The 22,165-nt window shown below is 39.9% G+C and carries 22 protein-coding genes; 19 read left to right on the top strand and 3 right to left on the bottom strand.

What is annotated here, in order from left to right:
• Window positions 1–4: 4 nt before the first annotated feature.
• From HMPREF0851_RS08300 to HMPREF0851_RS08290, 3 genes are read right to left on the bottom strand one after another with little or no spacing between them, the layout of a single operon-like run.
• Window positions 5–526 (bottom strand): DUF1697 domain-containing protein, encoded by a 522-nt coding sequence (locus tag HMPREF0851_RS08300; protein WP_009014243.1) that lies wholly within the window; start codon window positions 524–526, stop codon window positions 5–7.
• Between the two features lie 54 nt (window positions 527–580).
• Entirely contained in the window at window positions 581–1,753 is a 1,173-nt protein-coding gene (locus HMPREF0851_RS08295; RefSeq protein WP_025169855.1) for an NAD(P)/FAD-dependent oxidoreductase, read from the bottom strand.
• Window positions 1,754–1,810: 57 nt separating this feature from the next.
• Window positions 1,811–2,656, bottom strand: a complete 846-nt coding sequence (locus tag HMPREF0851_RS08290) for a DegV family protein (RefSeq protein ID WP_000219925.1) — start codon at window positions 2,654–2,656, stop codon at window positions 1,811–1,813.
• Window positions 2,657–2,780: 124 nt separating this feature from the next.
• Between HMPREF0851_RS08290 and HMPREF0851_RS08285 the strand changes: the two genes are divergently transcribed.
• From HMPREF0851_RS08285 to pgdA, 19 genes are all read left to right on the top strand, one after another.
• Entirely contained in the window at window positions 2,781–3,338 is a 558-nt protein-coding gene (locus tag HMPREF0851_RS08285; RefSeq protein WP_000004129.1) for a TetR/AcrR family transcriptional regulator, read from the top strand.
• Window positions 3,339–3,356: 18 nt separating this feature from the next.
• Window positions 3,357–3,824, top strand: a complete 468-nt coding sequence (locus HMPREF0851_RS08280; RefSeq protein ID WP_000136977.1) for a deoxycytidylate deaminase — start codon at window positions 3,357–3,359, stop codon at window positions 3,822–3,824.
• Window positions 3,825–3,912: 88 nt separating this feature from the next.
• Window positions 3,913–4,542: a uracil phosphoribosyltransferase gene (gene upp, locus HMPREF0851_RS08275; RefSeq protein WP_000515974.1), complete on the top strand. Its 630-nt coding sequence runs from the start codon at window positions 3,913–3,915 to the stop codon at window positions 4,540–4,542.
• Between the two features lie 173 nt (window positions 4,543–4,715).
• Window positions 4,716–5,306 (top strand): ATP-dependent Clp protease proteolytic subunit ClpP, encoded by a 591-nt coding sequence (gene clpP, locus HMPREF0851_RS08270; RefSeq protein ID WP_000613475.1) that lies wholly within the window; start codon window positions 4,716–4,718, stop codon window positions 5,304–5,306.
• Window positions 5,307–5,384: 78 nt separating this feature from the next.
• Window positions 5,385–5,672 (top strand): YlbG family protein, encoded by a 288-nt coding sequence (locus tag HMPREF0851_RS08265; RefSeq protein ID WP_000462123.1) that lies wholly within the window; start codon window positions 5,385–5,387, stop codon window positions 5,670–5,672.
• A 66-nt stretch (window positions 5,673–5,738) separates the two neighbouring features.
• Window positions 5,739–6,899 carry an ABC transporter substrate-binding protein gene (locus HMPREF0851_RS08260; RefSeq protein WP_000726112.1) on the top strand — a complete coding sequence of 387 codons (1,161 nt, stop codon included), beginning with the start codon at window positions 5,739–5,741 and terminating at the stop codon, window positions 6,897–6,899.
• Between the two features lie 116 nt (window positions 6,900–7,015).
• Window positions 7,016–7,885, top strand: a complete 870-nt coding sequence (locus tag HMPREF0851_RS08255) for a branched-chain amino acid ABC transporter permease (protein ID WP_000941421.1) — start codon at window positions 7,016–7,018, stop codon at window positions 7,883–7,885.
• A gap of 3 nt (window positions 7,886–7,888) precedes the next feature.
• Window positions 7,889–8,845, top strand: a complete 957-nt coding sequence (locus tag HMPREF0851_RS08250) for a branched-chain amino acid ABC transporter permease (RefSeq protein WP_000662290.1) — start codon at window positions 7,889–7,891, stop codon at window positions 8,843–8,845.
• A complete protein-coding gene (locus HMPREF0851_RS08245) occupies window positions 8,845–9,609 on the top strand; it encodes an ABC transporter ATP-binding protein (RefSeq protein ID WP_001185995.1) in 765 nt (254 codons plus the stop codon). The genes HMPREF0851_RS08250 and HMPREF0851_RS08245 overlap by 1 nt, the downstream gene beginning before the upstream one ends.
• Window positions 9,609–10,319 (top strand): ABC transporter ATP-binding protein, encoded by a 711-nt coding sequence (locus tag HMPREF0851_RS08240; protein WP_000062200.1) that lies wholly within the window; start codon window positions 9,609–9,611, stop codon window positions 10,317–10,319. The genes HMPREF0851_RS08245 and HMPREF0851_RS08240 overlap by 1 nt, the downstream gene beginning before the upstream one ends.
• Before the next feature lie 413 nt (window positions 10,320–10,732).
• On the top strand, window positions 10,733–11,389 hold the full coding sequence (locus tag HMPREF0851_RS08235; protein WP_000268670.1) for a CBS domain-containing protein: 657 nt from the start codon (window positions 10,733–10,735) through the stop codon (window positions 11,387–11,389).
• Between the two features lie 107 nt (window positions 11,390–11,496).
• A protein-coding gene (prfB, locus tag HMPREF0851_RS08230) for a peptide chain release factor 2 (RefSeq protein ID WP_100198772.1) occupies window positions 11,497–12,592 on the top strand; the annotation gives its coding sequence in 2 pieces (ribosomal slippage) (window positions 11,497–11,568 and window positions 11,570–12,592; 1,095 coding nt in all).
• A 17-nt stretch (window positions 12,593–12,609) separates the two neighbouring features.
• Entirely contained in the window at window positions 12,610–13,302 is a 693-nt protein-coding gene (ftsE, locus tag HMPREF0851_RS08225) for a cell division ATP-binding protein FtsE (protein WP_000022266.1), read from the top strand.
• A complete protein-coding gene (gene ftsX, locus HMPREF0851_RS08220) occupies window positions 13,295–14,221 on the top strand; it encodes a permease-like cell division protein FtsX (RefSeq protein ID WP_000625548.1) in 927 nt (308 codons plus the stop codon). Before ftsE ends, ftsX begins: the two co-directional genes overlap by 8 nt.
• Before the next feature lie 185 nt (window positions 14,222–14,406).
• Window positions 14,407–16,590 carry a PTS transporter subunit IIBC gene (locus HMPREF0851_RS08215; RefSeq protein WP_000974088.1) on the top strand — a complete coding sequence of 728 codons (2,184 nt, stop codon included), beginning with the start codon at window positions 14,407–14,409 and terminating at the stop codon, window positions 16,588–16,590.
• Between the two features lie 51 nt (window positions 16,591–16,641).
• The gene (locus HMPREF0851_RS08210) at window positions 16,642–17,457 is read left to right on the top strand and encodes an endonuclease/exonuclease/phosphatase family protein (protein WP_000670858.1); all 816 of its coding nucleotides are present in this window, start codon (window positions 16,642–16,644) and stop codon (window positions 17,455–17,457) included.
• A 291-nt stretch (window positions 17,458–17,748) separates the two neighbouring features.
• A complete protein-coding gene (locus tag HMPREF0851_RS08200; RefSeq protein ID WP_009014239.1) occupies window positions 17,749–19,092 on the top strand; it encodes a DEAD/DEAH box helicase in 1,344 nt (447 codons plus the stop codon).
• Window positions 19,093–19,462: 370 nt separating this feature from the next.
• Window positions 19,463–20,653 carry a methionine adenosyltransferase gene (metK, locus tag HMPREF0851_RS08195; RefSeq protein ID WP_000003942.1) on the top strand — a complete coding sequence of 397 codons (1,191 nt, stop codon included), beginning with the start codon at window positions 19,463–19,465 and terminating at the stop codon, window positions 20,651–20,653.
• Window positions 20,654–20,748: 95 nt separating this feature from the next.
• Window positions 20,749–22,140: a peptidoglycan-N-acetylglucosamine deacetylase PgdA gene (gene pgdA / locus HMPREF0851_RS08190; protein WP_009014238.1), complete on the top strand. Its 1,392-nt coding sequence runs from the start codon at window positions 20,749–20,751 to the stop codon at window positions 22,138–22,140.
• Window positions 22,141–22,165 lie beyond the last annotated feature (25 nt).

The raw sequence follows: 22,165 nt of genomic DNA, 5'->3' as shown, positions 1-22,165 counted from the left end.
AGCACTACTTGCTTAATAATTTTTCTACTACATTTAGTTTTCGCATGGTCAAATCTACATTGAAAAGCTTTTCAAGATAGTTGGTATGGAGTTTCTTTTGTTTTGCAGTTCTAGGGAGATAGAGGTAAAGACAATGGTTACCGATACAAATTTCTTCTTCACCGTAATCAATTTTCAATTTTTCTAAGGGGAGATTTTGAATAGATTCTTGATAAAAAATCACGTGTATACGGTCATAAAGATAGTGTTCTCCAAACGGGTTTTCTTGGACAATGTTTTTAAAAATATCCTTATTCTTAATGATTATTTTGAGATCGGCTCCAATCTTTTCCTTTATTAGAGTATGAACCTGTTCTCGTATTTCTTCGAGAGCTAAGTTACTTTCAAGAATAATATTTCCACTTTGAATATAAGTTCGAACGTGTTGAAAACCAGCTTCTGTTAAAATATCTACCAAATAAGACATTTTCGGGATAGCATTTTTTCCATTAGGAGTAACTCCCCTTAACAAGATAATATGTTCCAAAGCAGTTCCTTTCTTTTGGGGCTGATTTAGCCATTGAATAATTTAGATTTAGATTTAGATTGGATTTGATCCTGCCACCCAGCCGGTACAGAGGGCAGAAGTGATGTTAAAGCCACCTGTGTGGGCGTTAATATCCATGACCTCGCCTGCAAAGTGGAGGCCAGTGACCAGTTTACTTTCCAGAGTTTTAGGATTTATTTCTTTAAGACTGACGCCTCCTTTGGTGACAAAGGACTTGGCAAGGGACATTTTGCCAGTCACAGAGATTTTGAGAGCCTTGATAGACTGGAGAAGTTGTTCGCGTTCCTTTTCAGTTAGTTGTTTGACTTTGTCAGGATAGCCTTGCACAAGAAATTCTGCTAAGCGTTCTGGAAGCAAAGTTTTTAAGGCATTTTTCAAGGATTTTTCCCGATTTTCTTCTAGAAATGTAGTCAAATCATTTTCAGAAAGATGAGGCAAGACATCCAGTGAAAGGATTTCACCACCCTTGACAAAACTAGACATACGTAGGGCAGCAGGGCCAGACAAACCAAAGTGGGTAAAGAGCAGATCGTGAGTAATGACATGCTTACTATAGCTTAGGGTTACATCGTCCAGAGAAATCCCCTGTAAGGCCTTATGTGGAAAATCCGTCAATAATGGACTTTCAGCAGCCTCAAGTTCGGTAATGGTATGTTTAAAATGACGGGCAATCTCATGACCAAAACCAGTCGAACCAGTAGAAGGATAGGATTTACCACCAGTTGTGACAATGAGTTTATCGCAAGTGAAGGTTTGATTAGTTGATTTAAGGACAAATTGGTCATCCACCTTTTTAACCGAAACGATCTCTGTTTGAGTAGCAACTTGACCACCTAGCTCAGTGATTTTCTTTTCTAAAGCTTCGATAATGGTACGAGACTTGTCACTAGCAGGAAAGACACGGCCGTGGTCTTCAACCTTTAGTTTAACACCATTTTCCGTAAAAAAGTTGATGATATCATGGTTATCAAATTGGGAGAAGACACTGTAAAGAAAGCGTCCGTTTCCAGGGATGCCAGCTAGCAGGTCGTCCAAGCTACCATTGTTGGTCACATTGCAACGTCCCCCACCAGTCCCGGCTAATTTTTTTCCAAGTTTCCGATTTTTTTCGATGAGGAGGGTTTTCTGCCCATAAAAGCTACTGGAAATTGTAGCCATCATGCCAGCAGGACCTCCACCGATGACAATAGTATCAAAATGTTTCATAGCTCTATTGTACCACAAAAAAACAAGAGATGAAGTCACCTCTTGTCAAGAATGCAATTAATCAATTTCATATCCCATCAGCAAACCACCATCTTCTGCATAAAAACTGCAGAGACCAGATGTTGGGAGAATTTTAATATCCGCCTGTGGGAAATTTTCACGGATTCGCTCTGAAAGCTGTTGGCAACATTTCTCGTTATTGCGTTGAGCCATGACAATACGGCCACCAGCATATCCAGCTTTTATCAACTCTTCATAGGCTGCCTGAACTGATTTCTTTGGTCCTCGTGCTTTTTGTAGCAATTCAAGGGTTCCAGTTTCACTAGCTTCCCCAACCATACGGATATTTAGAAGGCCAACGACCGTACCGATAAGTTTGCTCAAACGGCCGTTTTTCACCAAGTTATCGACTTTGGCTAGGACAAAGAGCAACTTGGTTTTTTCTTGATAGGCAGTGATAGCTTTAACTACTTCTTCAAAAGATAAGCCCTGGTCAATCAAGTCATTTAATTTTTCTACGATTAAATCAACCTCACCACCAGCAGACAAACTATCAATCACATGAATCTTAGTGTCAGGATGGTCTTCCAGATAAATATTCTTAGCCAGTTGAGCACTATTGTGACTACCAGAAAGAGTACCTGTGATGGTTACTAGGAAAATGTTTTTGGCTCCTTCAAATGCTCGCAAATAGTCATCTGGGCTTGGACAAGCTGATTTTGAAGCTTCTGCAGTTGCATACATGGTTTCCATCATTTGGTCAATGTCAAGACTGGCATCATCAACAAAGACCTGATCAGCTACTTGAATGGTTAAGGGGACACTTACAAAGGTTGTATCAATAGCTGGTGTCTCCAGCTGACGATAATCACAACCAGAGTCAGCGATAATCTTCCAAGTCATAGAAATTCTCCATCTTTGCCATTTATACATTGACAAAGGTTCTGTCTTTTTTTACAATTATATCATGAAAGCCCTTGAAACAAAAGCCTCATCCATCTGTTGTGACAAGTAGAAAGAAAATGTTATGTCTGAACGTAGAATCTCTGAAAAATCTCTTGAAAATCTCAGAAAATCAAACCAAGAATCCAATTTATTAACTAGAGAAGCGATCGAAACAGCTCTCTTGCAACTCTTGGAAAAAAAGGACTTGACCAAGATTAGTATTTCTGAATTAGTCAAACGTGCAGGCGTTTCGCGTGCAGCCTTTTATCGCAATTATGATTCTAAAGAGGAGATTTTAGAAAGAGTCTTTAAACGAACTGTCCACAATATTATGGAACAATTACATCATTACGATCTAAAGACAGACCTTTATCTGGTATGGGTTCACCTTTTCCGAGAAGCCAGAAAAGAAGCCAGAGTGATTCAACTGGCTTTAGATTACCACCTGGAAAAAATCTTTGTCCAAGCTATGCAGGAATTTCTAGAAAAATACCATGGGAAATCAAAAGGTGTCAGCTCTTATCTTCATTCCTTCTGGAGTTCAGCCATCGTCTCAGTCCTTTTAAAATGGATCAAGGATGGCATGAAGGTACCTGCTGAAAAGATAGCGGATTTACGGTTACCATTTTTTAAAAAATAGAGAAAAAGGAGAAGAGATATGACTGAAAAAAGACTAGCATGGGATGAGTATTTTGCAGCCCAAGCCTTACTAATTGCCAATCGTTCCACTTGTAAACGTGCCAAAGTGGGCGCGATTCTGGTAAAAGATAATAAGGTTATTTCCACTGGTTACAATGGTTCGGTGTCAGGAACCGAGCATTGTATTGATCACGAATGTCTGGTCATCGAAGGCCACTGTGTTCGCACCCTTCACGCTGAGGTCAATGCTATCCTTCAAGGTGCAGAGCGTGGTGTTCCAAAAGGATTTACAGCCTATGTAACGCATTTTCCTTGTCTCAACTGTACCAAACAATTATTGCAGGTTGGTTGCAAGCGCGTGGTTTATATCAACCAGTACCGAATGGACGACTATGCCCAATACCTTTATCAAGAAAAAGGGACAGAATTGACCCATTTACCACTTGAGACCGTACAGGTAGCTCTTAAAGAAGCAGATTTAATGTAAAAATTATCAAAAATAAATGGTTTAGAAAGATTTTTAAACCGTTTTTTGGTATAATAAGAAGAATAAATTGAAAGAAGGAACTCCAAAAATGGGAAAAATTGAAGTCATTAATCATCCACTGATTCAACACAAATTGTCAATCTTGCGTCGTACAGATACTTCTACAAAAGCTTTCCGTGAGCTAGTAGATGAGATTGCAATGTTGATGGGGTATGAAGTACTTCGTGATCTTCCACTAGAAGATGTGGAAATCGAAACACCAATTACAAAAACAGTTCAAAAACAATTGGCAGGTAAGAAATTGGCCATCGTTCCAATCTTGCGTGCAGGTATCGGGATGGTTGATGGTCTCTTGAGCTTGGTTCCAGCTGCTAAGGTTGGTCACATCGGTATGTACCGTGATGAAGAAACACTTCAACCAGTTGAGTACTTGGTGAAATTGCCTGAAGATATTGACCAACGTCAAATTTTTGTGGTAGACCCGATGTTGGCAACAGGTGGCTCAGCAATCTTGGCTGTTGATTCTCTTAAAAAACGTGGCGCATCAAATATCAAATTTGTCTGCCTTGTATCTGCTCCAGAAGGTGTAAAAGCCCTTCAAGAAGCTCATCCAGATGTAGAAATCTTTACAGCAGCCTTGGATGAACGCTTGAACGAACACGGTTATATCGTTCCAGGTCTTGGAGATGCTGGGGACCGCTTGTTCGGTACGAAATAAGATCGAAAAGAAGATTGACTTGGAAAATAAGTTCCAATCACGAAAGGAGGTTGAATTTTTGTTTCTGTCTAATGAAAACAGAGCAAAAATTTGACCTTTTTTGACCTAGATATTATAATAGTCTTATCTTCAGTCATTTGACAAACAAAATTAAAACTCAAAAGGAGAAATAAATGATTCCTGTAGTTATTGAACAAACAAGCCGAGGAGAACGTTCCTACGATATTTACTCACGTCTTCTCAAAGACCGCATCATTATGCTGACAGGTCCAGTTGAAGACAATATGGCTAACTCTGTTATTGCCCAGTTGCTTTTCTTGGATGCCCAAGATAGTACAAAAGATATTTACCTTTATGTAAACACACCTGGTGGTTCAGTTTCAGCTGGTTTGGCAATCGTTGATACTATGAATTTTATCAAGGCAGATGTCCAAACCATCGTTATGGGAATGGCTGCATCCATGGGGACGGTCATCGCATCAAGTGGAGCAAAAGGCAAACGTTTCATGCTTCCAAATGCTGAGTACATGATCCACCAACCAATGGGTGGTACAGGTGGTGGTACTCAACAAACCGATATGGCGATCGCTGCAGAACACTTGCTTAAAACTCGTAATACCTTGGAAAAAATCTTGGCTGAAAATTCAGGTCAGTCAATCGAAAAAGTCCATGCAGATGCAGAACGCGATAACTGGATGAGTGCCCAAGAAACACTTGAATATGGCTTTATTGATGAAATCATGGCCAACAATTCATTGAACTAATGATGATAGAAAGCAAACTCGACTGGGTTTGCTTTTTTTGGTATAATAGGGAGAGATTTCTTAGAAAGAGGATTTACCATGTTTGAAAAAGTCAATCGATCTGGCTTGATTATCTATCTTTACTATAATCGTGATGCAAAAAAACTGCAGGATTATGGAGATATTACCTATCATTCCAAGAAGCATCGTTACTTGCAACTTTATGTTCCAACTCAAGAAGTGGAGCAATTAGTCGGGCGCTTGAGCAAGGAAAAGTTTATAAAAAAAGTTAGAGCTTGTCATATTCAAGAGCTGGAAACACCCTTTGTGGGCAATCTTTATCGAGAGGAAAACGTTATCATCGAAAAAGTTCAAGAAAAGTGTTGACAATTTTCTGATAATTCGGTATATTCTTAACATGCTATTTATTTAAGAAATAAGGAGATAAAAAAGATGAAGAAAAAATTTGCCCTATCGTTTGTGGCGCTTGCAAGTGTAGCACTTCTTGCAGCCTGTGGAGAAGTGAAGTCTGGAGCGTCAAACGCTGCTGGTAACTCAGTAGATGAAAAGACAATCAAAATCGGATTTAACTTTGAAGAAACTGGTGCCGTAGCAGCCTACGGAACATCTGAACAAAAAGGTGCTCAACTTGCCGTTGATGAAATCAATGCCGCAGGTGGTATCGATGGAAAACAAATCGAAGTAGTCGATAAAGATAACAAGTCTGAAACAGCAGAAGCTGCTTCAGTAACAACTAACCTTGTAACTCAATCTAAAGTATCAGCAATCGTAGGACCTGCTACATCTGGTGCAACTGCAGCTGCGGTAGCTAACGCTACAAAAGCAGGTGTTCCATTGATTTCGCCAAGTGCGACTCAAGATGGATTGACTAAAGGTCAAGATTACCTCTTTATCGGAACATTCCAAGATAGCTTCCAAGGAAAAATTATCGCAAACTATGTTTCTGACAAATTGCAAGCTAAGAAAGTTGTTCTTTACACTGACAATGCCAGCGACTACGCTAAAGGTATTGCCAAAGCTTTCCGTGAAGCTTACAAAGGTGAAATCGTTGCAGATGAAACTTTCGTAGCAGGCGACACAGACTTCCAAGCAGCCCTTACAAAAATGAAAGGGAAAGACTTTGATGCTATCATTGTTCCTGGTTACTACACTGAAGCTGGTAAAATTGTAAACCAAGCGCGTGGTATGGGAATTGACAAGCCAATCGTTGGTGGTGATGGATTCAACGGTGAAGAGTTTGTGCAACAAGCAACTCCTGAAAAAGCATCAAATATCTACTTTATCTCAGGCTTCTCAACTACTGTAGAAGTTTCAGCTAAAGCTAAAGCCTTCCTTGACGCTTACCGTGCTAAGTACAATGAAGAGCCTTCAACATTTGCAGCCTTGGCTTATGATTCAGTTCATCTTGTAGCAAACGCAGCAAAAGGTGCTAAAAACTCAGGTGAAATCAAGAATAATCTTGCTAAAACAAAAGACTTTGAAGGTGTAACTGGTCAAACAAGCTTCGATGCGGACCACAACACAGTTAAAACTGCTTACATGATGACCATGAACAATGGTAAGGTTGAAGCAGCAGAAGTTGTAAAACCATAATAGAAAAATGTTGAAATAGGGAATGAGCCTCGGACTCACTCCCTGTTTCGATGTTTAAGAACCTATCAAAAAATGAGGGAAAACCCTCAAAATTATAAATAGAAAGAGTGAATCTTATGCTCCAACAACTAGTAAATGGTTTGATTCTAGGTAGTGTATACGCGTTGTTAGCCCTAGGATATACCATGGTTTACGGAATTATCAAGCTCATCAACTTCGCCCACGGTGATATTTATATGATGGGAGCCTTTATCGGTTATTTCTTGATTAATTCTTTCCAAATGAATTTCTTTGTAGCGCTTATTGTAGCGATGCTAGCGACAGCCATTCTTGGTGTCGTGATTGAGTTCCTTGCTTATCGACCTTTGCGCCACTCTACTCGTATTGCTGTTTTGATTACAGCTATTGGGGTTTCTTTCCTATTGGAGTATGGCATGGTCTATCTGGTTGGTGCCAATACCCGTGCCTTCCCTCAAGCAATTCAAACAGTTCGCTATGATTTGGGACCAATTAGCCTAACAAATGTGCAGTTAATGATTTTGGCCATTTCCTTGATTTTGATGATTTTGTTACAAGTCATTGTTCAAAAGACTAAGATGGGGAAAGCCATGCGTGCAGTATCCGTAGATAGCGATGCGGCGCAATTGATGGGGATCAATGTAAACCGAACTATCAGCTTTACCTTTGCTTTGGGTTCAGCTCTTGCGGGTGCAGCTGGTGTTCTGATTGCACTTTATTATAACTCTCTTGAGCCTTTGATGGGGGTTACTCCAGGTCTTAAGTCTTTCGTTGCCGCGGTACTTGGTGGTATCGGAATCATTCCTGGTGCAGCTCTCGGTGGTTTTGTAATCGGTCTATTAGAAACCTTTGCGACAGCCTTTGGAATGTCAGACTTCCGTGATGCCATTGTTTATGGAATTTTGTTGTTGATCTTGATTGTCCGCCCAGCTGGTATCCTTGGTAAAAATGTGAAAGAGAAGGTGTAAGCGATGAAAGAAAATTTAAAAGTTAATATTCTATGGTTACTCCTTTTGTTAGCTGGCTATGGCTTGATTAGTGTACTGGTTTCAGTCGGAGTACTCAATCTATTCTATGTACAGATTTTACAACAAATTGGAATTAATATTATTCTGGCTGTTGGTCTCAACTTAATCGTTGGTTTTTCAGGCCAATTTTCACTTGGGCATGCTGGTTTCATGGCGATTGGTGCCTATGCAGCAGCTATTATTGGTTCTAAATCACCAACCTACGGTGCCTTCTTTGGAGCTATGCTGGTAGGTGCTTTGCTTTCAGGGGCAGTTGCCTTGCTTGTCGGAATTCCAACCTTACGCTTGAAGGGGGATTACCTTGCGGTGGCGACTCTCGGTGTATCTGAAATTATCCGTATCTTTATCATCAATGGCGGAAGCCTTACAAATGGTGCGGCAGGTATCTTGGGAATTCCTAACTTTACAACTTGGCAAATGGTATACTTCTTTGTCGTTATTACAACCATTGCAACCTTGAACTTCTTGCGTAGCCCGATTGGTCGTTCAACCCTCTCTGTTCGTGAGGATGAAATCGCTGCTGAGTCAGTTGGGGTTAATACGACTAAAATTAAAATCATCGCCTTTGTCTTTGGTGCTATTACTGCAAGTATTGCAGGGTCACTTCAGGCAGGATTTATTGGATCTGTCGTACCGAAAGATTACACCTTTATCAACTCAATCAACGTTTTGATCATTGTTGTATTTGGTGGACTTGGTTCCATTACAGGTGCCATTGTTTCAGCTATTGTTCTGGGAATTTTGAATATGCTTCTCCAAGATGTTGCTAGTGTGCGTATGATTATTTACGCTTTGGCCTTGGTATTGGTCATGATTTTCAGACCAGGTGGACTCCTTGGAACATGGGAATTGAGCCTATCACGTTTCTTTAAAAAATCTAAGAAGGAGGAACAAAACTAATGGCATTACTTGAAGTAAAACAGTTAACCAAACATTTTGGCGGTCTAACAGCTGTTGGAGATGTGACTCTTGAATTGAACGAAGGGGAACTGGTTGGACTAATCGGTCCAAATGGAGCTGGAAAAACCACCCTTTTCAACCTTTTGACGGGTGTTTATGAACCAAGTGAGGGAACAGTTACCCTTGATGGTCACCTTTTGAATGGAAAGGCACCTTATAAGATTGCTTCTTTGGGACTTGGACGTACTTTCCAAAATATTCGTCTCTTTAAAGATTTAACAGTTTTGGACAATGTTTTGATTGCTTTTGGTAACCATCACAAACAACATGTTTTTGCTAGTTTCTTACGCTTGCCAGCTTTTTACAAGAGTGAAAAAGAATTAAAGGCTAAAGCTTTGGAATTGCTGAAAATCTTTGATTTAGATGGTGATGCAGAGACGCTTGCTAAAAACCTTGCCTACGGACAGCAACGTCGTTTGGAAATTGTTCGTGCCCTCGCTACGGAACCTAAAATTCTCTTTTTAGATGAACCAGCAGCAGGTATGAACCCACAGGAAACAGCGGAATTGACTGAGTTAATTCGTCGTATCAAAGATGAATTTAAGATTACGATCATGCTGATTGAACACGATATGAATTTGGTCATGGAAGTAACAGAACGTATCTACGTACTTGAGTATGGCCGTTTGATTGCACAAGGAACTCCAGACGAAATTAAGACCAATAAACGCGTTATCGAAGCTTATCTAGGAGGTGAAGCCTAATGTCTATGTTAAAAGTTGATAATCTTTCTGTGCATTACGGCATGATCCAAGCAGTCCGTGATGTAAGCTTTGAAGTGAATGAAGGAGAAGTTGTTTCCCTTATCGGTGCTAATGGTGCAGGTAAGACAACCATTCTCCGTACCTTGTCTGGTTTGGTTAGACCAAGTTCTGGAAAGATTGAATTTTTAGGTCAAGAAATCCAAAAAATGCCGGCTCAGAAAATCGTGGCAGGTGGTCTTTCACAAGTTCCAGAAGGACGCCACGTCTTCCCTGGCTTGACTGTTATGGAAAATTTAGAAATGGGAGCTTTCTTAAAGAAAAACCGTGAAGAAAATCAAGCTAACTTGAAGAAGGTTTTCTCACGTTTCCCACGTCTTGAAGAACGGAAGAACCAGGATGCAGCCACTCTTTCAGGAGGAGAACAACAAATGCTTGCCATGGGACGCGCTCTTATGTCAACACCAAAACTTCTCCTTTTAGATGAACCATCAATGGGACTTGCACCAATCTTTATCCAAGAGATTTTTGATATCATTCAAGATATTCAGAAACAAGGAACAACCGTCCTCTTGATTGAACAGAACGCTAATAAGGCACTCGCAATCTCTGACCGAGGCTATGTACTGGAAACAGGAAAAATCGTTCTATCAGGAACAGGAAAAGAACTCGCCTCATCAGAAGAAGTCAGAAAAGCATACCTAGGTGGCTAAAACAATCCAGTGGATTGTTTTAGTCCGTGGATGAGGATTACGAAGTAATCATCATTATAGTCCGGGGGACCTTTTTAGTCGGCGGATAAAGATTGCGAAGCAATCATCATTATAGTCCGGGGGACCTTTTTAGTCGGCAGATGGAGATTGCGAAACAATCATCAAATCCAGTGGATTGTTTTACTTGGCAGATATAGATTGCAAAGCAATCTTCATCTACATTAAAAGGTTAATTTCTAATAATTGAATAAATCGAATGAAAGGTATCTTACCCTCATTCATAGAGCTCGATTTCAGAGCTCTTTTTGCTAGCTTATTCATACTTTTCTGAATTTTGAAAAAGAAATGTAAGCGTTTGATAGATTTACAAAAAGATTGTATAATAGGGATAAGAATAGAAAAGGAGAAGTCTCATGGCAGTTAAAGATTTTATGACCCGCAAGGTAGTTTATATTAGTCCAGATACAACAGTATCTCATGCAGCAGATTTGATGAGAGAGCAAGGGTTGCACCGCTTGCCTGTTATCGAAAATGATCAATTGGTTGGTTTGGTAACTGAGGGAACCATTGCCCAAGCAAGTCCATCCAAAGCAACAAGTCTTTCTATCTATGAGATGAACTATCTTCTGAATAAGACAAAAGTAAAAGATGTCATGATTCGCGATGTTGTCACTGTTTCAGGCTATGCGAGTCTAGAGGATGCAACTTATCTGATGTTGAAAAACAAGATTGGTATTCTTCCTGTCGTAGATAACCATCAAGTCTATGGGGTTATTACTGACCGTGATGTTTTCCAAGCCTTTCTTGAAATTGCTGGCTATGGAGAAGAAGGAATTCGTGTGCGCTTTGTTACGGAAAATGAAGTCGGCGTTCTTGGTAAGATTGTTTCTCTAATCGTTGAAGAAAATTTAAATATCTCCCATACAGTTAATATTCCGCGTAAAGATGGTAAGGTGATTATAGAAGTTCAAATTGATGGTTCAGTTGATTTGGCAGCCTTAAAGCAAAAATTTGAATCCGAGAATATTCAAGTAGAGGAGATTAGTCGTACTTCTGCAAAAGTTTTATAAGGAGGGGAGCCGAAAGGCTTCTTTTTTCATAAAAAGGGGAGTAGAGCAAAAGATGGAAAGAAATGAGAGAATATGGTATAATAAAACGATACAAAAAAGGAGTATTTATGGACATTTCAGAAATTCGTCAGAAAATTGACGCAAATCGTGAAAAATTAGCTTCTTTCAGGGGGTCTCTTTGACTTAGAGGGTCTAGAGGAAGAGATTGCCATCTTGGAAAACAAGATGACAGAACCTGATTTTTGGAACGATAATATCGCGGCCCAAAAAACGTCGCAAGAATTAAATGAATTAAAAAACACCTATAACACTTTCCACAAAATGGAAGAGTTGCAGGATGAAGTCGAAATTTTATTGGACTTTTTAGCAGAAGACGAGTCGGTTCAAGAAGAACTGGTAACGCAGTTGTCAGAACTTGATAAGATGATGACCAGCTATGAGATGACCCTTCTCTTGTCAGAACCTTATGACCATAATAATGCGATTTTGGAAATCCATCCAGGATCCGGTGGTACAGAAGCTCAAGACTGGGGTGATATGTTGCTTCGTATGTACACTCGCTATGGAAATGCTAAAGGCTTTAAAGTAGAAGTTTTGGATTACCAAGCAGGAGATGAAGCTGGTATCAAGTCAGTAACCTTATCATTTGAAGGACCTAATGCCTATGGTCTTCTCAAGTCAGAAATGGGTGTTCACCGTTTGGTTCGTATTTCACCATTTGACTCTGCCAAACGTCGCCATACCTCTTTCACATCTGTAGAAGTGATGCCTGAGCTGGATGATACCATTGAAGTGGAAATCCGTGAAGATGACATCAAGATGGACACCTTCCGTTCAGGTGGTGCTGGTGGTCAGAACGTCAATAAAGTTTCAACAGGTGTGCGTTTGACACACATTCCTACGGGAACTGTCGTCCAGTCAACGGTCGATCGTACCCAATATGGAAATAGAGATCGTGCTATGAAGATGTTACAGGCTAAGCTCTATCAAATGGAGCAAGAAAAGAAAGCCGCGGAGGTTGATTCCCTCAAGGGTGAGAAAAAGGAAATCACATGGGGAAGCCAAATCCGTTCTTATGTTTTCACGCCATATACTATGGTAAAAGATCACCGAACTAGCTTTGAGGTTGCACAAGTAGATAAGGTTATGGATGGAGACCTAGATGGTTTTATCGATGCCTATCTCAAGTGGCGAATCAGCTAAGATAGAAAGGAACTCACATGTCAATTATTGAAATGAGAGATGTTGTTAAAAAGTATGACAACGGGACGACTGCCCTACGCGGTGTTTCGGTCAGTGTTCAACCAGGGGAATTTGCTTACATCGTAGGACCTTCAGGAGCAGGGAAGTCAACCTTTATTCGTTCTCTATATCGTGAAGTAAAAATCGATAAAGGAAGCCTATCAGTTGCTGGCTTTAATTTGGTTAAGATTAAAAAGAAAGATGTTCCGCTTCTACGTCGAAGTGTTGGGGTTGTCTTTCAGGATTATAAATTGTTGCCAAAGAAAACTGTCTATGAAAATATTGCTTACGCTATGGAAGTAATCGGGGAAAATCGCCGTAATATCAAAAAACGTGTTATGGAAGTCTTAGACCTCGTTGGATTGAAGCATAAGGTTCGTTCTTTCCCAAATGAACTTTCGGGGGGAGAACAACAGCGGATTGCGATTGCGCGTGCTATTGTAAATAATCCAAAAGTATTGATTGCGGACGAACCAACAGGAAACTTGGATCCAGATAATTCATGGGAAATTATGAATTTGCTGGAACGCATCAATCTCCAAGGAACAACTGTCTTGATGGCGACCCACAACAGTCAGATTGTAAATACCTTGCGCCACCGTGTCATTGCCATTGAAAATGGCCGTGTCGTTCGTGACGAAGCTAAAGGAGAATATGGATACGATGATTAGTAGATTTTTTCGCCATTTATTTGAATCGTTAAAAAGCTTGAAACGAAATGGCTGGATGACAGTGGCTGCTGTCAGCTCAGTCATGATTACGTTGACCTTGGTGGCAATATTTGCTTCTGTTATTTTCAATACAGCGAAACTAGCTACAGATATTGAAAATAATGTCCGAGTGATGGTTTACATTCGTAAGGATGTAGCTGATAATAGCGAGACTATTGAAAAAGAAGGTCAAACTGTTACAAATAATGACTACCACAAGGTATATAATGCTTTGAAGGGGATGTCTACAGTTAAGCGTGTTACTTTTTCAAGTAAAGAAGAACAATATGAAAAATTAACTGAGACAATGGGGGACAACTGGAAAATCTTTGATGGTGACGCCAATCCTCTATATGATGCCTATATCGTTGATACAAATACACCAAGTGATGTAAAAACTGTAGCCGAGGAGGCTAAGAAAATTGAAGGTGTATCAGAAGTCCAAGATGGTGGTGCCAATACAGAACGCTTGTTCAAGTTAGCTTCATTTATTCGCGTCTGGGGACTTGTTATTGCTGGATTATTGATTTTCATTGCAGTCTTCTTGATTTCTAATACGATACGTATCACCATTATTTCACGAAGTCGTGAAATTCAAATCATGCGTTTAGTAGGGGCTAAGAACGGTTATATCCGTGGACCTTTCTTGCTTGAAGGAGCCTTCATTGGTTTGCTTGGAGCAACCCTTCCGTCAGTTCTGGTATTTGTTGTTTATCAAATGGTTTACCAATCGGTCAATAAGTCATTAGTCGGTCAAAACCTTTCAATGATTTCACCAGAGGTATTCAGTCCACTGATGATTGCCCTATTATTTATGATTGGTATTTTCATCGGTTCACTGGGATCAGGAATTTCAATGAGACGTTTCTTGAAAATCTAAAACAGAAGATAAGTATATTTGAGGAGATTTTAATATCTCCTTTTTTGTTAGAAAAATTTTAGAAAAAAGTATACTTTTTTTTATAAAAGCCTTTACAAAAAAATTTAAAGTGGTATAATGAATACATAGTTAAGTGCAAACGTTTTCGTAAAACGTTTGCCTAAATAAAAATAAAGGAGATTTGAATGATGAAAGATACATTCAAAAATGTCTTGTCTTTCGAGTTTTGGCAAAAATTCGGTAAGGCTTTGATGGTGGTTATCGCGGTTATGCCGGCTGCTGGTTTGATGATTTCAATCGGTAAGTCGCTTGTGATGATTAACCCTAACTTTGCTCCACTCGTTATTACTGGTGGTGTACTAGAGCAAATCGGTTGGGGAGTCATCGTTAACCTTCATATCTTGTTCGCCCTCGCTATTGGAGGAAGCTGGGCTAAAGAACGTGCTGGTGGTGCGTTTGCGGCAGGTCTTGCCTTTATCCTAATCAATCGTATCACTGGTACAATCTTTGGCGTATCAGGAGATATGTTGAAAAATCCAGAAGCTATGGTAACAACACTCTTTGGTGGATCAATCAAAGTTGCTGATTACTTCATTAGTGTAATGGAAGCCCCAGCACTTAACATGGGTGTCTTCGTAGGGATTATTTCTGGTTTTATTGGAGCAACTGCTTACAACAAATACTACAACTTCCGTAAGCTTCCTGATGCACTTTCATTCTTTAACGGAAAACGTTTTGTACCATTTGTAGTTATTCTTCGTTCAATAATTGCTGCAATTGTACTTTCAGCTTTCTGGCCACTTGTGCAAACTGGTATCAATAGCTTTGGTATCTGGATTGCTAACTCACAAGAAACTGCTCCAATCCTTGCACCATTCTTGTATGGTACATTGGAACGTTTGCTCTTACCATTTGGTCTTCACCACATGTTGACTATCCCAATGAACTACACAGCTCTTGGTGGTACTTATGATGTCTTAACTGGTGCAGCTAAAGGTAGTCAAGTATTTGGTCAAGATCCACTTTGGCTTGCATGGGTAACAGACCTTGTAAACCTTAAAGGTACTGATGCTACTCAATACCAACACTTGTTAGATACTGTTCACCCAGCTCGTTTCAAAGTTGGACAAATGATCGGTTCATTCGGTATCTTGATGGGTGTCATTGTTGCTATCTACCGTAATGTTGATGCTGACAAGAAACATAAATACAAAGGTATGATGATTGCAACAGCTCTTGCAACATTCTTGACAGGGGTTACTGAACCAATCGAATACATGTTCATGTTTGTAGCAACACCTATGTATCTTGTTTACTCACTTGTTCAAGGTGCCGCCTTCGCTATGGCTGACGTAGTAAACCTACGTGTCCACTCATTCGGTTCAATTGAATTCTTGACTCGTACACCACTAGCAATTAATGCTGGTATTGGTATGGATATCGTTAACTTTATCTGGGTAACTGTTCTCTTTGCTGTAATCATGTACTTTATCGCAAACTTCATGATTCAAAAATTCAACTATGCAACTCCAGGACGTAACGGAAACTATGAAACTGCTGAAGGAGCTTCAGAAGGAGCTAGCAGTGAAGTGAAAGTTGCAGCAGGTTCTCAAGTTGTAAACATTATCAACCTTCTTGGTGGACGTGCAAACATCGTTGATGTTGATGCATGTATGACTCGTCTTCGTGTAACTGTAAAAGATGCTGACAAAGTCGGTGATGCAGAACAATGGAAAGCAGAAGGAGCTATGGGTCTTGTCATGAAAGGACAAGGAGTTCAAGCTATCTACGGTCCAAAAGCAGACGTATTGAAATCTGATATCCAAGATATTCTTGACTCAGGTGAAATCATTCCTGAAACTCTTCCAAGTCAAATGACAGAAGCGCAACAAAACACTGTTCAATTCAAAGGTCTTACTGAGGAAGTTTACTCAGTGGCAGATGGTCAAGTTGTTGCTTTGGAACAAGTAAAAGATCCAGTATTTGCTCAAAAAATGATGGGTGATGGATTTGCAGTAGAACCTGCAAATGGAAACATTGTATCTCCAGTTTCAGGTACTGTATCAAGCATCTTCCCTACAAAACATGCTCTTGGTCTTGTGACTGAAGCAGGTCTTGAAGTACTTGTTCACATTGGTTTGGACACAGTAAGTCTTGAAGGAAAACCATTTACAGTTCATGTTGCTGAAGGACAAAAAGTTGTAGCAGGTGATCTTCTTGTCACAGCTGACTTGGATGCTATCCGTGCAGCAGGTCGTGAAACTTCTACAGTGGTTGTCTTCACAAATGCTGAAGCTATTAAATCAGTTAAATTAGAACAAACAGGTTCTCTTGCAGCTAAAACAGCAGTTGCTAAAGTAGAATTGTAATATACTTGAGGTTGGAAGCTGTTTTCCAACCTCTTGTTTTAGGAGAAAAGCATGAAATTTTTAACACTCAATACTCATAGCTGGATGGAAAAAGAAGCTGAAGAAAAATTCCAGCTCTTACTTGAAGACGTTCTTGATAAAGATTATGATTTGATTTGTTTCCAAGAAATCAATCAGGAGATCACTTCGTCAGAGGTAGAAGTTAATGATCTCTATCAAGCTTTGCCAGCAGCTGAGCCGATTCATCAAGACCACTATGTTAGACTCTTGGTTGAAAAGTTGTCAGAGCAAGGAAAAAATTACTATTGGACTTGGGCTTATAATCATATCGGTTATGACCGCTATCATGAAGGTGTGGCTATTTTGTCTAAAACACCTATTGAAGCCAGAGAAATTTTGGTTTCAGATGTGGATGATCCAACAGACTATCATACTCGTCGTATTGCCCTGGCTGAGACTGTAGTCGATGGTAAGGAGCTAGCAGTTGCTAGTGTCCACCTTTCTTGGTGGGATAAAGGTTTCCAAGAAGAATGGGCACGATTTGAGGCTGTCTTGAAAGAATTGAACAAGCCACTTTTGCTAGCTGGAGATTTCAACAATCCGGCTGGACAGGAAGGTTACCAAGCTATTTTAGCTAGTCCATTAGGCTTACAAGACGCTTTTGAAGTTGCTCAAGAGAAAAGCGGTAGTTATACTGTTCCACCAGAAATTGATGGCTGGAAAGGGAACACTGAACCCCTTCGAATCGACTATATTTTTACTACCAAAGAGTTAGCTGTGGAAAAATTACATGTCGTATTTGATGGTAACAAGAGTCCGCAAGTCAGTGATCACTATGGCTTGAATGCTATTTTAAACTGGAAATAATAACTGATACTCTTCGAAAATTTCTTCAAACCACGTCAACGTCGCCTTGCCGTATAGATGTTACTGACTTCGTCAGTTCTATCTGCAACCTCAAAACAGTGTTTTGAGCAGCCTGCGGCTAGTTTCCTAGTTTGCTCTTTGATTTTCATTGAGTATGAAAAGAGGTTGGAATCACGAAGTTCCAGCCTTTTTCTGATTAGATGAACTACTGAAAGGAAGCTCTATGAGAGAGACTACTGAAATGGAATAAAATATGGTATAATTGATAAGATAGATAGAATCGAGGATATTATGTCATTTACGAAATTTCAATTTAAAAAATATATTAGTGAAGCCTTGGAGGAGTTGAAATTTACAACTCCAACAGAGGTGCAAGACAAGTTGATTCCGATTGTTTTGGCAGGTCGTGACCTAGTCGGTGAATCAAAAACAGGTTCAGGTAAGACTCATACTTTCTTGTTGCCGATTTTCCAGCAATTAGATGAAACTAGTGATAGTGTACAGGCAGTGATTACTGCACCGAGCCGTGAGTTGGCTACTCAGATTTACCAAGCAGCGCGTCAGATTGCAGCCCACTCAGAAGTGGAAGTTCGTGTGGTTAATTATGTGGGAGGGACAGATAAGGCTCGCCAGATTGACAAATTGGCAAGTAACCAGCCTCATATTGTTATCGGAACGCCAGGTCGTATTTATGACTTAGTTAAGTCTGGTGACCTAGCTATTCACAAGGCTAAGACCTTTGTGGTCGATGAGGCAGACATGACCTTGGATATGGGATTCTTAGAAACTGTTGATAAGATTGCTGGAAGCCTTCCAAAAGACCTGCAATTCATGGTCTTCTCAGCGACTATCCCACAAAAGTTGCAACCATTCTTGAAAAAATACTTGTCAAATCCTGTTATGGAGAAAATCAAGACCAAAACAGTCATTTCTGACACTATTGATAATTGGTTGATTTCTACTAAGGGACGTGACAAGAATGCTCAAATTTATCAGTTGACTCAGTTGATGCAACCTTATTTGGCAATGATTTTTGTTAACACTAAAACGCGTGCTGATGAATTGCATTCATACTTGACTGCTCAAGGTTTGAAAGTTGCCAAGATTCATGGAGATATTGCCCCTCGTGAGCGCAAGCGTATCATGAATCAGGTGAAAAATCTGGATTTTGAGTACATTGTCGCAACAGATTTGGCAGCGCGTGGAATTGATATTGAAGGTGTCAGCCATGTCATCAATGATGCCATTCCGCAAGATTTGTCCTTCTTTGTTCATCGTGTTGGTCGAACTGGAAGAAATGGCCTACCAGGTACAGCTATTACTCTTTATCAGCCAAGTGATGACTCGGATATCCGTGAGTTGGAGAAATTGGGAATCAAGTTTACTCCTAAGATGGTCAAAGACGGGGAATTTCAAGATACTTATGACCGTGACCGTCGTGCCAACCGTGAGAAAAAACAAGATAAACTTGATATTGAAATGATTGGTTTGGTTAAAAAGAAAAAGAAAAAAGTCAAACCAGGTTATAAGAAAAAAATTCAATGGGCAGTGGATGAAAAACGCCGCAAGACCAAGCGCGCTGAAAATCGTGCCCGTGGTCGTGCAGAGCGCAAAGCAAAACGCCAAACATTTTAATAGTAATCGTTGGAGTAGTGAACTCCAACTTTTTTATTTATGAGAACGAAATATATAAAGTTAAACACTACATTAAAGACTGCAAATTGCGCTTAAAAATGGTATAATGATAAAGTTATATAGTCCCGATAAGGTGGTAGAAATTTCTATTTTTTTGTTTCGAGTCGTAACTCGCAAAGAATGACGGCTCTAAAGTAGTCGCTCGTCATTCTACGGTTGCCGCTATAGGGCGACCACCCTATGCGCCTTACTAGCTTCAGAAATAAAAAAGTATCGTTTTTATTTCTTTCGAGTCGCAACTCGCAGATTATAAGGATTTCTATCAGTACTTTGTAACTCTATAACACTATTTTTAAGGGGGGACATTTTTATGTCAGAACGTAAATTATTCACGTCTGAGTCTGTATCTGAGGGGCATCCAGATAAGATTGCAGACCAAATTTCAGATGCGATTTTGGATGCTATTTTAGCTAAGGATCCAGAGGCGCACGTTGCTGCTGAGACAGCTGTCTATACTGGTTCCGTCCACGTTTTTGGTGAAATTTCTACAAATGCCTATGTGGATATTAACCGTGTGGTTCGTGATACCATTGCAGAAATTGGCTACACCAATACAGAGTATGGTTTTTCTGCTGAGACGGTGGGAGTCCATCCGTCACTTGTTGAGCAGTCACCAGATATTGCCCAAGGTGTTAATGAAGCCTTGGAGGTTCGTGGAAATGCAGACCAAGATCCATTGGACTTGATTGGGGCTGGAGACCAAGGACTCATGTTTGGATTTGCAGTGGATGAAACAGAAGAGCTCATGCCGTTGCCAATTTCACTCAGTCATAAGTTGGTTCGTCGTCTGGCAGAACTTCGTAAGTCTGGGGAAATTAGCTATCTTCGCCCAGATGCTAAATCACAAGTTACTGTTGAGTATGACGAAAATGATCGTCCAGTACGTGTGGACACAGTTGTTATTTCTACTCAGCACGATCCAGAAGTCAGCAACGAACAAATTCACAATGATGTCATTAACAAGGTTATCAAAGAGGTTATTCCAGCTTCTTACTTGGATGAGCAAACAAAATTCTTCATCAATCCAACTGGTCGATTTGTAATCGGTGGACCTCAAGGGGACTCAGGTTTGACTGGTCGTAAGATTATCGTGGATACCTATGGTGGCTACTCTCGTCATGGTGGCGGTGCCTTCTCTGGTAAAGATGCGACAAAGGTTGACCGTTCCGCTTCTTATGCGGCTCGTTACATTGCAAAGAATATCGTTGCAGCAGGTCTTGCTAAGAAAGCAGAAGTACAGTTGGCCTATGCTATCGGTGTTGCCCAGCCTGTTTCTGTCCGTATTGATACCTTTGGTACAGGAACAGTAGCTGAAAGCAAGCTTGAAAAAGCAGCTCGTCAAATCTTTGATCTTCGTCCTGCAGGAATTATCCAAATGCTTGACCTTAAACGTCCAATCTACCGTCAAACAGCGGCTTATGGACACATGGGACGTACAGATATTGACCTTCCATGGGAACGTTTGGATAAGGTAGATGCTTTGAAAGAAGCAGTCAAATAAATGAATTGAAGAAAGAGGGAAGTCCCTCTTTTTTCGATATATTATAATCTCCGTTAATCATTGAAATTATAGCTTGAATTTGATATGATGGTCTTATGGATAAAAGTAGAGCAAATCGTGTTGAGCACGATAAGATAAGAATGAGTTTAATAGCCCTAGTAGCTATCTTTTCAGTAAGTATTTGTGTTCTTGGATCGATGATTGGTTACAAAGTCTATACAAAACAAAGTTTTGAACAAAAGATTGAATCGCTCAAAAAAGAGAAAGATGATCAATTGAGTGAGGGAAATCAGAAGGATCATTTTCGTAAGGGACAAGCTGAAGTGATTGCCTACTATCCTCTCCAAGGGGAGCAAGTGATTTCATCCGTAAAGGAAATCATGACACAGGATATTAAGGAAAATCTGGAAGACAAGGAAAATCTGGTTTTTTATTATACGGAGAAACAGGATTCGACTTTAAAAGGAATTGTCAACCGAAGTGTGATGAAACAAGTCTATGATTTAACTTGGTCAAAAGTTGAAGAGACTGAAAAAACTAGTCTGGCAAAAGTACATTTGACAGAAGATGGTAAACCTTTTACACTTGATCAATTATTTTCAGATGCTAGTAAAGCCAAAGAGCAGTTGTTAAAAGAAATCACCACTTTCTTACAGGATAAGAAATTGGAGCAAGAAAAGTTTGATCAGATTGTTAAAGGTTTCTCTGACCAAGACTTGTCTGCATGGAACTTTGATTACAAGGATAGTCAGATTATCCTTTATCCAAGTCAGGCAGTTGAAAATCTAAATGAGATTGCCTTGCCAGTATCTAGTTTCTTTGAGCTTATTCAGTCCTCATATTTGCTAGATAAGGATGCGGAACTTTATAAAGCTTATTTGGAGAAGAAAAATCGTAAAGTAGTAGCCTTGACTTTTGATGATGGACCAAATCCTGCAACAACAAATCAAGCATTAGATACTCTTTCTAAGTATGGAATTAAGGCTACTTTCTTTGTTTTAGGTAAGAATGTTTCTGGCAATGAAGAGATTTTGAAACGCATGAAAGCAGATGGCCATGTCATTGGAAACCATAGTTGGAGCCATCCAGTTCTTTCAAAACTTTCTCTTGATGAAGCTAAAAAACAAATTACTGATACTGAGGATGCACTAGCTAAAGTGTTGGGCTCTAGTTCTAAACTTATGCGTCCACCTTATGGGGCCATTACAGACGACATTCGCAATAGTCTCAATTTGAGCTTTATTATGTGGGATGTGGATAGTCTGGACTGGAAGAGTAAAAATGAAACAGCTATCCTGACAGAGGTTCAGCGTCAAGTTAAGAATGGTTCGATTATCTTAATGCATGATATCCATGCTGAAACGGTACATGCTTTACCGAAGGTTATTGACTATTTGAAAGAGCAAGGTTATGACTTTGTCACAGTTCCAGAAATGCTTAATTCACGATTAAAATCACACGAATTATTCTATGACCGTAATCAGTAAGAAGGTTGCTGAAAGACCAATTCAA

It is taken from the genome of Streptococcus sp. M334 (assembly GCF_000187745.1).
GTDB lineage: Bacteria > Bacillota > Bacilli > Lactobacillales > Streptococcaceae > Streptococcus.
This window is presented reverse-complemented; position numbering and strand designations above follow the sequence as displayed.

Coding starts and splice junctions, on each gene's coding strand:
- HMPREF0851_RS08295 (WP_025169855.1), bottom strand. CDS start 1,753: ATGAAACATTTTGATACTATTGTCATCGGTGGAGGTCCTGCTGGCATG.
- HMPREF0851_RS08290 (WP_000219925.1), bottom strand. CDS start 2,656: ATGACTTGGAAGATTATCGCTGACTCTGGTTGTGATTATCGTCAGCTG.
- HMPREF0851_RS08285 (WP_000004129.1), top strand. CDS start 2,781: ATGTCTGAACGTAGAATCTCTGAAAAATCTCTTGAAAATCTCAGAAAA.
- HMPREF0851_RS08280 (WP_000136977.1), top strand. CDS start 3,357: ATGACTGAAAAAAGACTAGCATGGGATGAGTATTTTGCAGCCCAAGCC.
- upp (WP_000515974.1), top strand. CDS start 3,913: ATGGGAAAAATTGAAGTCATTAATCATCCACTGATTCAACACAAATTG.
- clpP (WP_000613475.1), top strand. CDS start 4,716: ATGATTCCTGTAGTTATTGAACAAACAAGCCGAGGAGAACGTTCCTAC.
- HMPREF0851_RS08265 (WP_000462123.1), top strand. CDS start 5,385: ATGTTTGAAAAAGTCAATCGATCTGGCTTGATTATCTATCTTTACTAT.
- HMPREF0851_RS08260 (WP_000726112.1), top strand. CDS start 5,739: ATGAAGAAAAAATTTGCCCTATCGTTTGTGGCGCTTGCAAGTGTAGCA.
- HMPREF0851_RS08255 (WP_000941421.1), top strand. CDS start 7,016: ATGCTCCAACAACTAGTAAATGGTTTGATTCTAGGTAGTGTATACGCG.
- HMPREF0851_RS08250 (WP_000662290.1), top strand. CDS start 7,889: ATGAAAGAAAATTTAAAAGTTAATATTCTATGGTTACTCCTTTTGTTA.
- HMPREF0851_RS08245 (WP_001185995.1), top strand. CDS start 8,845: ATGGCATTACTTGAAGTAAAACAGTTAACCAAACATTTTGGCGGTCTA.
- HMPREF0851_RS08240 (WP_000062200.1), top strand. CDS start 9,609: ATGTCTATGTTAAAAGTTGATAATCTTTCTGTGCATTACGGCATGATC.
- HMPREF0851_RS08235 (WP_000268670.1), top strand. CDS start 10,733: ATGGCAGTTAAAGATTTTATGACCCGCAAGGTAGTTTATATTAGTCCA.
- ftsE (WP_000022266.1), top strand. CDS start 12,610: ATGTCAATTATTGAAATGAGAGATGTTGTTAAAAAGTATGACAACGGG.
- ftsX (WP_000625548.1), top strand. CDS start 13,295: ATGATTAGTAGATTTTTTCGCCATTTATTTGAATCGTTAAAAAGCTTG.
- HMPREF0851_RS08215 (WP_000974088.1), top strand. CDS start 14,407: ATGATGAAAGATACATTCAAAAATGTCTTGTCTTTCGAGTTTTGGCAA.
- HMPREF0851_RS08210 (WP_000670858.1), top strand. CDS start 16,642: ATGAAATTTTTAACACTCAATACTCATAGCTGGATGGAAAAAGAAGCT.
- HMPREF0851_RS08200 (WP_009014239.1), top strand. CDS start 17,749: ATGTCATTTACGAAATTTCAATTTAAAAAATATATTAGTGAAGCCTTG.
- metK (WP_000003942.1), top strand. CDS start 19,463: ATGTCAGAACGTAAATTATTCACGTCTGAGTCTGTATCTGAGGGGCAT.
- pgdA (WP_009014238.1), top strand. CDS start 20,749: ATGGATAAAAGTAGAGCAAATCGTGTTGAGCACGATAAGATAAGAATG.